Annotated in this window: 13 protein-coding genes; 2 read left to right on the top strand and 11 right to left on the bottom strand. The window is 73.3% G+C overall.

The window, feature by feature from the left end:
• Positions 1–34: 34 nt before the first annotated feature.
• The 8 genes from ACGRHY_RS14055 to ACGRHY_RS14020 form a co-directional block, all read right to left on the bottom strand.
• Positions 35–448, bottom strand: a complete 414-nt coding sequence (locus ACGRHY_RS14055; RefSeq protein ID WP_237880779.1) for a DUF3151 domain-containing protein — start codon at positions 446–448, stop codon at positions 35–37.
• A 156-nt stretch (positions 449–604) separates the two neighbouring features.
• The gene (gene fbaA, locus ACGRHY_RS14050) at positions 605–1,627 is read right to left on the bottom strand and encodes a class II fructose-bisphosphate aldolase (protein WP_394635686.1); all 1,023 of its coding nucleotides are present in this window, start codon (positions 1,625–1,627) and stop codon (positions 605–607) included.
• A gap of 322 nt (positions 1,628–1,949) precedes the next feature.
• Positions 1,950–2,489: an orotate phosphoribosyltransferase gene (gene pyrE, locus ACGRHY_RS14045; protein WP_394635685.1), complete on the bottom strand. Its 540-nt coding sequence runs from the start codon at positions 2,487–2,489 to the stop codon at positions 1,950–1,952.
• A 56-nt stretch (positions 2,490–2,545) separates the two neighbouring features.
• A complete protein-coding gene (locus ACGRHY_RS14040; protein WP_491630962.1) occupies positions 2,546–3,370 on the bottom strand; it encodes an aldose epimerase family protein in 825 nt (274 codons plus the stop codon).
• Between the two features lie 42 nt (positions 3,371–3,412).
• Entirely contained in the window at positions 3,413–4,507 is a 1,095-nt protein-coding gene (locus ACGRHY_RS14035; protein WP_394635683.1) for an SRPBCC family protein, read from the bottom strand.
• A 397-nt stretch (positions 4,508–4,904) separates the two neighbouring features.
• Positions 4,905–6,617, bottom strand: a complete 1,713-nt coding sequence (locus tag ACGRHY_RS14030; protein ID WP_394635682.1) for a polyamine aminopropyltransferase — start codon at positions 6,615–6,617, stop codon at positions 4,905–4,907.
• A 184-nt stretch (positions 6,618–6,801) separates the two neighbouring features.
• Positions 6,802–7,335, bottom strand: coding sequence for a DUF2617 family protein (locus ACGRHY_RS14025; RefSeq protein ID WP_394635681.1), 534 nt, complete (start codon positions 7,333–7,335; stop codon positions 6,802–6,804).
• A 249-nt stretch (positions 7,336–7,584) separates the two neighbouring features.
• Entirely contained in the window at positions 7,585–7,812 is a 228-nt protein-coding gene (locus tag ACGRHY_RS14020) for a hypothetical protein (protein WP_394635680.1), read from the bottom strand.
• Between the two features lie 211 nt (positions 7,813–8,023).
• Here ACGRHY_RS14020 and ACGRHY_RS14015 point away from each other — a divergent pair, with 211 nt between their 5' ends.
• A complete protein-coding gene (locus tag ACGRHY_RS14015; RefSeq protein ID WP_394635679.1) occupies positions 8,024–9,247 on the top strand; it encodes a pyridoxal phosphate-dependent aminotransferase in 1,224 nt (407 codons plus the stop codon).
• Between the two features lie 106 nt (positions 9,248–9,353).
• Here the strand turns inward: ACGRHY_RS14015 and ACGRHY_RS14010 are convergent, their stop codons facing one another.
• A complete protein-coding gene (locus tag ACGRHY_RS14010; protein WP_394635678.1) occupies positions 9,354–9,881 on the bottom strand; it encodes a YbjN domain-containing protein in 528 nt (175 codons plus the stop codon).
• Between the two features lie 185 nt (positions 9,882–10,066).
• On the bottom strand, positions 10,067–12,664 hold the full coding sequence (gene clpB / locus ACGRHY_RS14005) for an ATP-dependent chaperone ClpB (RefSeq protein ID WP_394638041.1): 2,598 nt from the start codon (positions 12,662–12,664) through the stop codon (positions 10,067–10,069).
• Between the two features lie 111 nt (positions 12,665–12,775).
• On the opposite strand from clpB, the gene ACGRHY_RS14000 reads away from it, so the two are divergent.
• Positions 12,776–13,207: a pyridoxamine 5'-phosphate oxidase family protein gene (locus tag ACGRHY_RS14000; protein WP_394635677.1), complete on the top strand. Its 432-nt coding sequence runs from the start codon at positions 12,776–12,778 to the stop codon at positions 13,205–13,207.
• A gap of 121 nt (positions 13,208–13,328) precedes the next feature.
• On the opposite strand, the gene ACGRHY_RS13995 is transcribed toward ACGRHY_RS14000, so the two are convergent.
• Positions 13,329–14,189, bottom strand: coding sequence for a trypsin-like serine peptidase (locus tag ACGRHY_RS13995; RefSeq protein ID WP_394635676.1), 861 nt, complete (start codon positions 14,187–14,189; stop codon positions 13,329–13,331).
• Positions 14,190–14,360: the final 171 nt, after the last annotated feature.

Raw genomic sequence — 14,360 nt, 5'->3', positions numbered from 1 at the left:
TCCCGCCAGGAGGTGTCTCCCGTCAGGACAGCTGTCAGGAAAGTGTCGCCGCCGCGGTGGGCGAGCTCTCCTTCAGGAAGGTGGTGCAGCGCTCGTACTCCTCCTGCTCGCCGATGGCCTGGGCGGCGCGGGCGAGGGCGTGCAGGGCGCGCAGGAAGCCCCGGTTCGGCTCGTGTTCGAACGGGATCGGGCCGTGCCCCTTCCAGCCGCTGCGGCGCAGCGCGTCCAGGCCGCGGTGGTAGCCGGTGCGGGCGTACGCGTACGACTCGACCGTGCGCCCGGCCGCGAAGGCGTCGTCCGCGAGCTGTGCCCAGGCCAGGGAGGATGTCGGGTGCTTCGCGGCGACCTCGGCGGGCGAGGTGCCCGAGGCGAGCAGCTCACGCGGCTCCGGGTCGTCGGGAAGGTGGGTCGGGGGCGGTCCCCCGAGCAGGTTCTCGTGAATGGCCATGGCCCCAGTCTGCACGCTCGCCGCCGGTGTGCGGAGGGTGGTGCGCGGCGAGCCCGGTATCCGGCGGCAAGTGCCGGGTACCGGGCTCGTGTCCGTCCGCGTCCCCCGCCCGGGTCCGGGGCGGCCGGGCGGGGGACGTACGGGGAGACGCGGGTGCTACTTCATGCGGGTGCCGGTGGAGCGCAGGTCGGCGCACGCCTTGGCGACGCGCTCGGCCATGCTCTTCTCGGCCAGCTTGCCCCAGCTGCGCGGGTCGTAGGTCTTCTTGTCGCCGACCTCGCCGTCCACCTTCAGCACACCGTCGTAGTTGCGGAACATGTGGTCCGCGACGGGGCGGGTGAACGCGTACTGGGTGTCGGTGTCGAGGTTCATCTTCACCACGCCGTTGTCCAGCGCGGTGGCGATCTCCTGCTCGGTGGAGCCGGAGCCGCCGTGGAAGACGAAGTCGAACGGGCTCTGCTTGCCGAACTTGGCGGCCACGCCCTCCTGGAGGTCCTTCAGCAGTTCGGGCCGGAGCACGACGTTGCCCGGCTTGTAGACGCCGTGGACGTTGCCGAAGGAGGCGGCCAGCAGGTAGCGGCCCTTCTCGCCCAGGCCCAGGGCCTCGGCGGTGCGGATGGCGTCGTCGACGGTGGTGTACAGCTCGTCGTTGATCTCGTGGCTGACCCCGTCCTCCTCGCCGCCGGTCGGGGTGATCTCGACCTCAAGGATGATCTTCGCGGCAGCGGCGGCGGCCAGCAGCTCCTGGGCGATCTCCAGGTTGTCGGCCAGGGTCTCGGCCGAGCCGTCCCACATGTGGGACTGGAACAGCGGGCTCATGCCCGCCTCGACGCGCTTGCGGGAGAGCTCCAGCAGCGGGCGTACATAGCCGTCCAGCTTGCCCTTGGGGCAGTGGTCGGTGTGCAGCGCGATGTTGACCGGGTACTTCTCGGCGACGATGTGCGCGAACTCGGCCAGCGCGACCGCACCGGTCACCATGTCCTTGCTGTACTGGCCGCCCAGGAACTCGGCGCCGCCGGTGGAGATCTGGATGATGCCGTCGCTCTCCGCCTCGGCGAAACCGCGCAGCGCGGCGTGCAGCGTCTGCGTCGAGGTCACGTTGATGGCGGGGTAGGCGAACCTGCCTGCCTTCGCCCTGTCGAGCATCTCGTTGTAGACCTCGGGGGTTGCGATGGGCATCTGTCCGCTCCTTGATGGTGTGCGAAGCTCTACGGCTCTGGTGTGGTCAACGGATCGACGTCATCGTCGTCCCCATCCTCCCAGACGTGTGCGATTGCTCCACCTCCGCGTCCAGGGACCGGGAAGGAGCCCGGGGAGGAGACCGGTCCCTGTACCGCGCCCGGCCGGGGAGCGGCCCGGCACCGCCGGCCGGACGACAGAGAGTCACCGTTTCACGTGAAACAGTGACTCTCACGGACCTCCCGGGTTGCCCCGCGAGGTTTGCGCGGAGCCGTAACCGGGACCGGGAAAGGGACCGGCGGAGGGCGAGGCCGGGAAGGGGTCAGGACAGGTCCAGATCCTCCAGCCCGTACGCCTGGTAGTACGGCAGCCCCGCCTTCCCGATCGCCGGAGCCGCACCGCGCTCGACGATGACCGCCACACCCACGACCTCCGCACCGGCCTCCCGCAGCGCCTCGACCGCCGTGAGGACCGATCCGCCCGTGGTGGAGGTGTCCTCGACCGCCAGCACCCGGCGGCCCGCCACGTCCGGTCCCTCGATCCGGCGCTGGAGGCCATGGGCCTTGCCCGCCTTGCGAACGACGAACGCGTCCAGCTTCCGGCCGCGCGCGGCGGCGGCGTGCAGCATCGCGGTGGCCACCGGGTCGGCGCCGAGGGTCAGACCTCCCACCGCGTCGTACTCGACGCCGGCGGTCAGGTCGAGCAGTACCTGGCCGACCAGCGGAGCCGCCTCGGCGTCCAGGGTGATCCGGCGGAGGTCGACGTAGTAGTCGGCCTCCTTGCCGGAGGAGAGGGTCACCCTGCCGTGGACCACGGCCTTGTCCTTGATCTGCTGCAGAAGCTTCTCGCGCGCGTCGCTCATGCCGACGAGACTAAGCCAGCCCCGCGACGCTCCCTCACCCCTGCCCCGCCCCGGCTCTACGCCGGCCTGCGCCACGACCAGACCGTGGAGACCTCCAGCGGGTCGATGGGCGTGACCAGGCGGGGGTGGGAGTTGAGCCCGTCGGGCGGGCCGGTCTGCGGCTCCACGCAGACGGCCTCGGGCTGCTCGTCGTAGACGACCACCCACTCGGCGCGGCTGGTGACCTTCAACACCAGCTCACCCGGCCAGGTCAGCGTCACATCCACCCCGTCCGGCATGCCGAAGCAGTCGTCCCAGGGGCCCGGACGCGGCTCGGTGCGGCGGCCGGTGGGGATGTGGTCCCCGCCGCGCTCCTCCTGCCAGGCGGGCGCGAAGTCCAGCGCCACGTCCTGCCCGCCCTGCCCGAGGTTGCGCAGGAACCAGGGGTGCCAGCCGGCCTGCGCCGGGAAGGAGTCCCCGGCCGTCTCCACGCCCAGGGTGAGGGTGAGCCCGCCGCCGTCCTCGGCCAGTTCCACCACCTGGGTCACCCGGCCCGGCCATGGCCAGGGGTCGGCGAGATCGCGGTAGAAGGACGCGGTCCGCCCGTCGCTGCGGACGGTGTGCCAGGGAACACCGCGCACGGTGCCGTGGATGGCGTGCTCCCCGGCGGTCACGGGGAGCTGGTACCGCTCGCCGCCGTTGAGGAACCGTCCCTGCCGGGTCCGTCCGCACCAGGGCACCATCACGAACGCGCCGTACCGCTCTCCCTGCCTCAGCACCTCAGTGCCGTCGATGCGCAGGGAGGAGATCCGGCAGCCGTGCGCCGGATCGATGGTCACCTCGGTGCCGCCGGCTCGCAGACGGACTCCGCTGTCTGTGTCTTGGGCGTCATGGACATTCACATTCATGACCTTAACCAGGACGGCCGGTGGTAACCGCGATCTTCAGCGCCGCCGCCGCAGCACTCGGCCCACCACGACCGCCGAGGCCACCGCCAGCGCCGCCGCCGGGGCGGCCCAGCGCAGCACCGCCGCGGCCGGGGAGACCTCCTCGGGCGGGGGCACGGGGGCGTAGCGGCCGCGCGGCGGGGCGTGGTCGACCTCCTCGGCGCTGCGTCCGATCATCGTCCGGCGGGCGTGGGCCGCCTCGGCCGCGGACCGCGACTCCTCGTCCAGTTCGTCGACGAGGTCGTCGCCCAGGCCACCGGTGAGCTCCCTGCCGTCGAGCGCCTCCCCACCGGGCGCCTCGTCGCCGAAGCCGTCCTCGCCCGACGGGTCGGGCGAGGACGGCGGAACCTCGATGTCGAAGACCCCCTGGCCCTGGCCCCCTTCGTCCGGGGCGCCCGGGACACCGGGCTCCTCCGGCTTTCCCGCTTCCTCGTCGCTTCCGGCGCCCTTGCTGTTCCTGGCGTCCGCGGAGCCGGGCGTCTCGGGCGCGGGGATGCCCGGGATCACGGGCTCGTTGTCGTCGGGCTCGCCGATCCCGCCGGGCGCGGCGACCGTGCCGGCGGCGTCCACCGGGGAGACCGGGTCGGCCGCCATACCGGCGGCCAGTTCACCGCCGAAACGGTCGAGCAGCCGGCGGCCGGCGGCGGTCCGCTGCTTCTCCCCGATCTCCGTGATCCGGCCGTCGCCGCGCAGCCTCCCGGTGCAGACGAGCACGGTGCCCTCACCGTCGTCGGCCGGGCGCGGCACGATCGTCAGATCCAGCTCCACCGAGCCGTCGCCCCGGGCTTCGGCGCCCTCGCCGCGGACCGTGTAGGCACCGCCTTCGCCGTCTGTGCCGTCCACGTCGTGCGTCAGGCGCAGGCTGCCGCGGTACGTGATGCTGGAGCCGCCGATCCGCACCCGCAGCCGCCCCCGGACGACCGCGCCGTCCCCGGCGCCTCCGGGCTCCGTGTGCGGGGCTTCGGGCTCCGAGGCCTCGGGTTCCAGGGCCTCGGGCTGGAGCCCCGGCACACAGCGCGCGACGCGCTCCGGCTCGGCGAGCGCCGCCCGCACGGCTGCGGCAGTGAACGGAACGTACACCTCATGCTCCATGGGGCGGAGCCTACCCAGTACCTCCGTTACCCAGAGCCTCGGCGGCTCCCGGCATTCCGGGTGTTTCGACCCGGAAGGTCCGCCCCATCGCCAAAGCGTGAGCGCTCTCCTGCTTGAGTACGGTCTCTCGTTTCCTCCTGCCGCCGCTGCGGCGGGGCCGCGCCCCCTGCCCGCCCCGCAACCGTCTTGCGACGGGTGCGGGTGGCGCGGGTCTTCCGGTCTGCTCCACGAGGCCTCGACACCACCGGGGCGGCGTCCCGGTCTCCGGTCGCTCCGGTACCAGTCACTGCGGCTGCCGCGAGCGCGACAAGGTTGAGCGCGGCGTTGTCGTCCCGGCCGATGGCCAGGCCGCAGGCGTCGCGTTCGTAGGTCCGCACGTGCGGCGGCAGCTCGGCTTTCACCGCGCCGAGTCCCGGTAGCGGGGGTGCGTCAGGGTGGAGGGCCGCAGGCCGGCGATACGGCCCCGCTCCGCACGAGCCGCGGCACGGCGCAGATCCGCCGGGCCGAAGGCGCGCGGGGCCGGACCGTCCGGCCCGAGGGTGAGCGCCGGCGGAGCGCCGTGTGCCGCCAGTACGAAGCCCCAGTCGCCGGTCCGGCCCCGGCCGCCCGCGCCCGCGCCGTCGTGCCGCCGCGGGCGTTCGGGGCCGGCGGTGAAGCCGGACAGCCGCCCGTCCACCGCATAGGGGGCGGTGCGCAGGCCCACGGTCCGCAGCGTGGTCTCCGCCGTCCAGTACGCGCGGGGGCGCTCCCCGGCCGGTCCCGCGTGCACCGCCAGCCGCCCCCGCTCGGACAGCGCCCGCGCGGCCAGCCCGAAGAACTCCTGCGAGTACAGCCGGGAGCCGTCCGGGACGCCGGGGTCGGGCAGGTCGGAGACGATCACGTCGTACGGCGGCCGGCCGGAGTCCGGCCAGGAGCGCAGCCAGTCGAAGGCGTCCCCCGCCTCCACCCGCACCCGCGGATCGTCCAGCGAACGGTGGTTGAGGCGGCCGAGCACCGGATCGGCGCGTGCCAGCTCCACGACGCCGGGGTCGAGCTCCACCACCGTCGCCGACTCCACCTCCGGATGGCGCAGCACCTCGCGCAGGGCCAGTCCGTCGCCGCCGCCCAGGACCAGCACCCTGCCGTGCGGGCCCGCCGCCATCGCGGGGCCGACCAGCGCCTCGTGGTAGCGCCGCTCGTCCCCGCCGCACACCCGCAGCCGGCCGTCGAGGAACATCCCGAACCCGGCCGGCTCGCTCCCGCCGGAGTGCCGGACGCCCTCGGTGAGCACGATCTCCTGGACGGCGGTGTTCCGCACCGTCCGCACCTCGCCGCCGTACACCTCCCGGCGCGCGGCCTCCTCGAAGGAGTCGACGACGGCGACACCGGTGATCAGCAGTGCCACCACCAGTGCGTTGACGAGCAGCAGGGCGCGGCGCGAGCGGGTCGACAGGTCGCCGCGGAACAGCCACAGCACCAGCACGCCGCCCGCGACGGCGTTCACCGTCCCGACCGCCAGCGCTCCCGGGAGCTGGCCCATCAGCGGGAGGAGCAGGAAGGGGAAGGCGAGCCCGCCGACGAGGGCGCCCACGTAGTCCGCGGCGAACAGGTCGGCGACCGCGCCGCCGGCGTCCTGTTCCCGGATCCGCTGGATGAGGGTCATCAGCAGCGGCATCTCGGCGCCGATGAGCACTCCGATGACCAGCGAGAAGCCGATCAGCACCGCCACCGAGCCGCCGACCCAGGCGAAGTAGGCGTACAGCGCCATCGCCGAGCCTCCGCCGGCCAGTGCCAGCAGCGCCTCGACGATCCCGAACCCGGCCGCGGCGCGGGCGCGCAGCCGCTTGGCGAGCAGCGACCCCAGGCCCATGGCGAAGACCATCACCGACAGCACGACGGAGGTGTGGGTGACGGAGTCGCCGGCCAGGTGGGATCCGAGGGCGACGAGTTCGAGCTCGTAGACGAGACCGCAGGCGGCGCAGACGAAGACCGCGGCGAGGACGAGGAACCGCCCGACCCCGGCCGGCACGGGCAGCCGCGCCGGCTCCTGCGACGGGGCCCGTGGCAGCTCCTTCCGCGGCGGCGCGGGCCCCGACGCCCCCGCCGGTACGGAAGCGGGCGTCTCGATCATGTCGGGAACGCTACGGGACGCCTCCCGCCAGTCCTGTCACCCACACAGGTGCAATGGACCGCACATACGCGCGAACCGACACCCCCTGATCCCGCGTACGGCGCGTACGTCCCGGCGGGAGCGCAGGGCGCGACGGAGGCGCACGGCACACAGCCGCGTACGCCCCGTACGGGCCGCACCGGGATCACACGCCCACCCACTCCGGCTCCCGCACGCGCACCCCCACTCTGGTGTGGGTCACGACGAGCCGCCGCTCCTGCGGATAGGCGTGCCAGGTCCGCCAGTGCGTCTGGCCGCCGCGCCGCTGGACCAGCAGGGCGGTGAAGGCGTTCGGGCTGCCGGGGAAGGTGCCGGCCAGCCCGTGCGGGTGGTCCGCGACGAGCGCGAGCAGCTCCTGGGCGCGCCCCGTGAAGGAGCCGCCGGAGAGCGTCTCGACACGTGCCGCGAACGCGTACTCCCAGTCGTCCATCCGTTTCGACACCCCCAGGGGCAGCGGCGTCCTGCTGCCGGGGATGCACGCCACGGTCTCCGAGCAGAAGATGCCGCCCTCGTCCCTGAGCAGCACCTGGTGTGAAGCGCCGAGCAGCCTCAGCTGGACCGTCGTTCCCTGGAGTTCGAGATCCAGCTTCGCCAGGGCCGGCATGGGGTCGCGCCCGAGCGCCCAGGCGAGGTCACCGGCACGGGTGTCGGTGTACGGGGTCTTGAGATCGGTGAGCATGGGTCGGCTCCGCAACGCAGTGAGGGCGGGCCGACTCAGCCCCTGGAACAGGGCCCCGGAGGGGGACAGGGATGCTGCCTGCCGCCGGCTCGCGCCCACGTGAAGTCCGGGTACATCAGTCACCGAACCACGGAATGTGCGGCTCCTACAGGCTTTTTACGCACCTTCGTCTGTTTTCCATACCAGCGGGGGCCTAGCGGGTCAGATGTTCTCCCCGTTGAACTGCAACCGCCGTACGGGTGAATGGCGTCAGGCGCCCCCGCATCCCCCGCCGCCACCGCCGCCACCACCGCACGACGAACCGCCGTCGTGCGGACCGCTGTCGTGGAAACCGCCGCCGGCCCCGATCCACACCCCCGACGCTCCCCCGCCGCCGGTGCTCCGCCGCGTGCGGCGGCGCCCTCCCGTGACCGCGCCGACCGCCACCACGGCCAGTACCAGGACCAGAACCATGCAGATGATGACGACCGCCGTCACGGCATCCCCCTCGTGTCCCCTCGTGTCCCCTCGTGTCCGCACATCCCCCCGTGCGGGCCTGATGTCACGATCCCCCCGCGCCGCCCGCGCCAAAGCCGAGTTGAGGAAGTCCAGAGGTTCGGGCGGTGCCGCCCCCACCGGGGCCGCCGTCACGACATCCGCGGGAAAGCACGGGCGGGAGGAGTTGAGGAAGCCGGGCGCCGGGCGGAGGATGGCCGCCATGACCTCCACCGGACGACCGATGCTCAACCGCCGCCTGGCCGGGTTCGGCACGACGGTCTTCGCCGAGATGTCGGCGCTGGCCGTCCGGACCGGATCGATCAACCTGGGCCAGGGCTTCCCCGACACCGACGGGCCCGAACAGGTCCGCGAGGCCGCCGTCCGCGCCCTGCGGGAGGGCCGCGGCAACCAGTACCCGCCCGGCCCCGGCGTCCCCGAGCTGCGCACCGCGATCGCCGGCCATCAGCGGCGCTTCCACGGCCTTGAGTACGACCCCGACACCGAGGTCCTGGTCACCGCGGGGGCCACCGAGGCGATCGCCGCCGCCCTGCTGGCACTGTTGGAGCCGGGCGACGAGGTGATCGCGCTGGAGCCGTACTACGACTCGTACGCGGCCTGCGTCGCCATGGCCGGCGGCACCCGCGTCCCCGTCACCCTGCGGCCCTCTCCCGGACCCGGGCCGGCGTACCGCCTGGACCTGGACGAGCTGCGCGACGCCGTCACCGGCCGCACCCGGCTGATCCTGCTGAACACCCCGCACAACCCCACCGGCACCGTCCTCACCCGCGAGGAGCTGACGGCGATCGCCGCGCTGGCGGTGGAGCGGGATCTGCTGGTGGTCACCGACGAGGTCTACGAGCACCTGGTCTTCGACGGCGAGCACATCCCCATCGCCTCCCTGCCGGGGATGCGCGAGCGCACCGTCTCCATCTCCTCCGCCGGCAAGATCTTCTCCTTCACCGGCTGGAAGGTCGGCTGGGTGACGGGCACGCCGGAGCTGGTGTCGGCGGTGCGCTCGGCCAAGCAGTACCTGACGTACGTCTCGGCGGGCCCGTTCCAGTACGCGGTCGCCGAGGCGCTCGCCCTGCCGGACTCGTACTACACGGAGCTGCGCGAGGACCTGCGCGCCAAGCGGGACCTGCTGGCCGGCGGCCTGGAGGCCGCGGGCTTCACCGTCCACCGCCCCGCGGGCACGTACTTCGTCACCACCGACATCCGTCCCCTGGGCGAGGGCGACGGTGTGGCCTTCTGCCGCGCCCTGCCCGGGCGCTGCGGCGTCGTCGCCGTCCCCAACGCGGTCTTCTACGACCACGCGGCGGAGGGCGCGCACTTCGTCCGCTTCGCGTTCTGCAAGCGCCAGGAGGTGCTGCGGGAGGCGGTGGAGCGTCTGGGCGCGCTGAGCGCGGCCCCGGACCGCGCCCGGACCGCCTCCTGACGATCCGGCCCTCCGAGGGCCGGACGCGCGGCGGCCCCGGCGCGCCGGACGCGAAGCGTTCCGTGCACCGGGGCCGCGCGGGGCCTCGTGTGGGGGGGTGGAGGGGTCAGCCCTCGCCCTCACCGTCGGACTCCTCGACGTCCTTGGCCAGGCCGAGCTGCTCCACGAGCCAGCGGTCGAACTCGACCGAGGCGCGGATCCAGCTCACAGTGCTGGAGACGAAGTGCTCCAGCGAGACGCCGACGCCGACCAGCATCTGGGCCTCGCCGATCAGGCGGACCGTGCCGTCGTCGTGCGTGTGGCTGTAGAGCTTCGGCCACAGGGTGCGGCGGTTCCAGTCGTCGACCAGTTCCAGCAGACGGGTCTTGTCCTCGATGGAGTGGGGACGGTCGTAGAACGTCCGGACGGAGAAGACCTGCTGCTCCTTCTCGCCGCGGAACATGAAGTAGGTGCGGAACTCCTCCCACGGCGCCGCGAGGTCACCCTCGTCGTCGACGACGTACTTCAGCTCCATCTGGTCGAGGAGCTGCTTGACCAGGTCCTGGTCCGGGATGACGGGCCCGGCAGGCCCCGTCGGCTGCTGTTCGGGCTGCTGGCCCCCGAAGTTCGGGATCGAGGACGGGTCGATAGTCACCGTGGATTTCCCTTCATACGATTCCTGCCATCCTCCCCCACTCCGGCCCGGTCCTGGCAAGCCGGGCCCGCGTGCTCGCCCGTCGGACTGACGCGTCCGCCCGGCGGGCGGACGCCCGGAGCGTTCCGCGGCCCGGGGCGGCGGCCCCGCGGGTGGCGGGGCCGCCGCCGGGCACAGCGGTGCGGTCACCGCACCGGGGTGACGGTCAGGCCCTCCTCCTCCAGGCCGATGTCCACGCGGACGGTGTCGCCGTCGCGGACCCCGCCCGCCAGGATCGCGCGGGCGAGCCGGTCGCCGATGGCCGTCTGGACCAGGCGGCGCAGCGGCCGGGCGCCGTAGGCCGGGTCGTTGCCCTCGACCGCCAGCCAGTCCAGCGCGGCGTCGGAGACGTCGAGGGTGAGGCGGCGGTCGGACAGGCGCCGGGAGAGGGCGCCGATCTGGAGCCGGGCGATGCTGCGCAGCTCCTCGCCGCTGAGCGCGGAGAAGATCACCAGATCGTCCAGCCGGTTGAGGAACTCCGGACGGAAGGCGGAGCGGACGCTCGCCATGACCTTCTCCCGCTTCTCCTCCTCCTTGGCGAGCGGGTCCATCAGGAACTGGCTGCCGAGGTTGGAGGTGAGGACGAGGATGGTGTTGCGGAAGTCCACCGTCCGGCCCTGCCCGTCGGTCAGCCGCCCGTCGTCGAGCACCTGGAGCAGGACGTCGAAGACCTCGTGGTGGGCCTTCTCCACCTCGTCCAGGAGCACCACGCTGTACGGGCGCCGCCGCACGGCCTCGGTGAGCTGGCCGCCCTCCTCGTAGCCGACGTAGCCGGGGGGCGCGCCGACCAGCCGGGCGACCGAGTGCTTCTCGCCGTACTCGCTCATGTCGATGCGGACCATGGCCCGCTCGTCGTCGAAGAGGAAGTCGGCGAGCGCCTTGGCCAGCTCGGTCTTGCCGACGCCGGTGGGGCCGAGGAACATGAACGATCCCGTGGGCCGGTCGGGGTCGGCGACGCCGGCGCGGGAGCGGCGTACGGCGTCGGAGACGGCGCGCACGGCCTCGCTCTGGCCGATCAGCCGCCCGCCCAGCTCCTCCTCCATGCGCAGCAGCTTCCGCGTCTCGCCCTCCAGCAGCCGCCCGGCGGGGATGCCGGTCCAGGAGGCGACGACATCGGCGATGTCGTCCGAGCCGACCTCCTCCTTGACCATGGTGTCCTTGCCCGGCTCCTGCTCCTGCTCGGCGGCCGAGGCCTCCTCCAGCTCGCGCTCCAGGGTGGGGATCTCGCCGTACAGCAGCTTGGAGGCGGTCTCGAAGTCGCCGTCGCGCTGGGCGCGCTCGGCCTGGCCGCGCACCTCGTCGAGCTTCTCCTTCAGCTCGCCGACGCGGTTGAGGCCCTGCTTCTCCTTCTCCCAGCGGGCGGTCAGCCCCCGCAGTTCCTCCTCGCGGTCGGCCAGTTCGCGGCGCAGCCGCTCCAGCCGCTCCAGGGAGCTCTCGTCGCTCTCGCCCGCCAGCGCCAGCTCCTCCATCTTCAGCCGGTCCACGGCGCGCTGGAGCTCGTCGATCTCCACGGGCGAGGAGTCGATCTCCATGCGCAGCCGGGAGGCGGCCTCGTCGACCAGGTCGATGGCCTTGTCCGGCAGGAAGCGGGAGGTGATGTAGCGGTCGGACAGGGCGGCGGCGGCCACCAGCGCGCCGTCGGCGATCTGCACCTTGTGGTGCGCCTCGTAGCGGCCCTTGAGGCCGCGCAGGATGGCGATGGTGTCCTCGACGGTGGGCTCGGCGACCAGCACCTGCTGGAAGCGGCGCTCCAGGGCCGGGTCCTTCTCGATCCGCTCGCGGTACTCGTCCAGCGTGGTGGCGCCGACCATGCGCAGCTCGCCGCGGGCGAGCATGGGCTTGAGCATGTTGCCCGCGTCCATCGCCGAGTCGCCGCCGGCGCCCGCGCCGACGACGGTGTGCAGTTCGTCGATGAAGGTGATGATCCGCCCGTCGCTGGACTTGATCTCCCCCAGGACGGCCTTGAGCCGCTCCTCGAACTCGCCGCGGTACTTCGCCCCGGCCACCATCGCGCCCAGGTCGAGGGCGACCAGGCGCTTGTTCTTCAGCGACTCGGGGACGTCGCCCTTGACGATCCGCTGCGCCAGACCCTCCACGACCGCCGTCTTGCCGACGCCGGGCTCGCCGATGAGGACCGGGTTGTTCTTGGTGCGCCGCGAGAGCACCTGCACCACGCGGCGGATCTCCTGGTCGCGGCCGATGACGGGGTCGAGCCGGCCCTCGCGCGCCGCGGCGGTCAGGTCCGTGCCGAACTTCTCCAGCGCCTTGTAGGTGCCCTCGGGGTCGGCGGTGTTGACGCGCTGGCCGCCGCGGGCGGTCTCGAAGGCGGTGAGCAGCTTCTCGGCCGTGGCCCCCTGCTCGGTGAGCAGCGTGCCGGTCTGACCGCCCCTGGCCGCCAGGCCGATGAGCAGGTGCTCGGTGGAGACGTAGGCGTCGCCCAGCTCCTTGGCCCGCTGGGAGGCGTCGGCGAGGACGGCCATCAGGTCGCGGTCGGGCTGCGGCTTGGCGACGGTGGAGCCCTGCACGCTGGGCAGCGAGCCCAGCAGCCGCTCGGCCGCCGAGCGCAGGGCGGCCTGGTCGGCGTCGACCGCCGCGAGCAGGTCCTGGATGTTCTCGTTGTCCTGGCCCTCCAGCAGGGCCAGCAGCAGATGCGCCGGGGTGATGTCGGGGTGGCCCCCGGTGAGGGCGCGGTTGTTGGCCGCGCTGATCGCGTCCCGGCTCCTGTTGGTCAGCTCGGCGTCCACGGGTACGTGCTCCTCCTCCTGTCGCCAACTCTGCATACATCAGCATGCAGTAAGTTGAGTCTATTCCACTCAATGCATGAACGGGAGTGCCGCCGGGATAGTTTCCGGAGCATGGCCAGTGAATCCCGGCGGGACCCCGGGCACCCGGACGACGCATACCTCGCCTTCTGGCGGGAGCGGCACCTGTGCACCCTGACCACGCTCCGCCCCGACGGCACCCCCCATGTGGTGCCCGTCGGGGTCACCTACGATCCCGCGGCCGGTCTGGCGCGGGTCATCACCCGCCGTACCAGCACCAAGGTCGCCAACGTCCTGGCCGCCGCGGACCGGCCCGGAGGCGCCCGGGCCGCCGTCTGCCAGGTGGACCGGGGGCGCTGGGCCACCCTGGAGGGCGTCGCGTCGGTGCGCACCGACGCCGGGGCGGTCGCGGACGCGGTCGCCCGCTACGCCGAACGGTACGGGCGCACTCCCTCGCCCAACCCGGAACGGGTGCTGATCGAGATCGCCCTGGACCGGGCGATGGGCACCGTCCGGCCCGTCTGAACCCGTCCTGCCCCGAACCCGCACCCGCACCCGCGCAGGCAGGACGCCGCCCCGCCCGGTCGCACATCGGGCGGGACGGCGTCGGCTCGTGGGACGGCCGGTCCGGCGGGTCCGGCGCGGCTCAGGCGCCGGAACCGCCCGCCGCCCGGAGCAGCCGGCGCGCCTCGGCCGGGAAGGGGCGGCCCAGCACCCTGCCCCGGTCGTCGCCGACCGACATCACGGCCACCACCGTGCCGGACTGGCTCGCGGCGTCGTAGTCCCGCAGCCAGGGCCCGCCGCTGGAGCCCTGGGTCAGGTCGCAGGACTCCAGCAGCAGCCCGCCCACGTTCGGCTGCTGGGTGTCCCCCTCGGTCAGCAGGGTGGGCGTGCCCGCGCAGTGGGCGAGCGTCTCGCCGTCGTACGGCTTCGTGGCCGGGTAGCCGAGGGCCACGGTGCGCTCGGCCGGATCGACGGGCTCGAAGTCCAGGCGGTTGGCGCCGACCGTCTCCTGGAGCGTCCGCCCGTCCCTCTTCTCCACCTTCAGGAAGGCGTAGTCGTACGGCAGGGCCTGCGGCAGCTTCCCCCGCTTCCAGGCGGACTCCAGGTGCACCGACGTCACCCGCCAGCCGGCCCGGGCGGCGTTCGCGGTGCCGTGGCGGTCGTAGGCGGGGACGAACCAGGCCTGCTTCCAGCGGGCCTCGCCGGGGTTGTGGACGCAGTGCGCGGCGGTGACGACGACGCTTCCGTTGGGGGCGTCCACGACGGCGCCGGAGCAGGCGAGCAACTGCCCGTCCGGATAGGTCCCGATGAGCTTTCCGACGGTCCGCACGGTACCGCCGGGCCAGGGCGCCCGGGGAGCACCGGCCCCGTCGGCCGTCGTGCGAACGGCCGCGGCGCCGGACACCGGATCGACCGCGGGGACGCCCAGGGGAGCGGCCCCCAGCAGCGCGGCGGAGGTCGCGACGGTGACGAACGCGGCTATGACGGCACGTATCCTGTCCATGCCCTCACGCTGCGCCCCTCCCACGCCGGCATGCCATCCGCACACCGCCGGCCGGGTGGCGCGGAGCGTCCGTTCGGGCGGACCCGGACGGACGCATGTGTACGCCGGACGGCCCCACTCCGAGCCGGGGCGGACCGTGGGAGCCTCAGGAGGCCGTGTCTCCGGGGCGGT

It is taken from the genome of Streptomyces shinuiensis (genome assembly GCF_043660855.1).
GTDB lineage: Bacteria > Actinomycetota > Actinomycetes > Streptomycetales > Streptomycetaceae > Streptomyces.
This window is presented reverse-complemented; position numbering and strand designations above follow the sequence as displayed.

Coding starts and splice junctions, on each gene's coding strand:
- ACGRHY_RS14055 (WP_237880779.1), bottom strand. CDS start 448: ATGGCCATTCACGAGAACCTGCTCGGGGGACCGCCCCCGACCCACCTT.
- fbaA (WP_394635686.1), bottom strand. CDS start 1,627: ATGCCCATCGCAACCCCCGAGGTCTACAACGAGATGCTCGACAGGGCG.
- pyrE (WP_394635685.1), bottom strand. CDS start 2,489: ATGAGCGACGCGCGCGAGAAGCTTCTGCAGCAGATCAAGGACAAGGCC.
- ACGRHY_RS14035 (WP_394635683.1), bottom strand. CDS start 4,507: ATGGAGCATGAGGTGTACGTTCCGTTCACTGCCGCAGCCGTGCGGGCG.
- ACGRHY_RS14030 (WP_394635682.1), bottom strand. CDS start 6,617: ATGATCGAGACGCCCGCTTCCGTACCGGCGGGGGCGTCGGGGCCCGCG.
- ACGRHY_RS14025 (WP_394635681.1), bottom strand. CDS start 7,335: ATGCTCACCGATCTCAAGACCCCGTACACCGACACCCGTGCCGGTGAC.
- ACGRHY_RS14015 (WP_394635679.1), top strand. CDS start 8,024: ATGGCCGCCATGACCTCCACCGGACGACCGATGCTCAACCGCCGCCTG.
- ACGRHY_RS14000 (WP_394635677.1), top strand. CDS start 12,776: ATGGCCAGTGAATCCCGGCGGGACCCCGGGCACCCGGACGACGCATAC.
- ACGRHY_RS13995 (WP_394635676.1), bottom strand. CDS start 14,189: ATGGACAGGATACGTGCCGTCATAGCCGCGTTCGTCACCGTCGCGACC.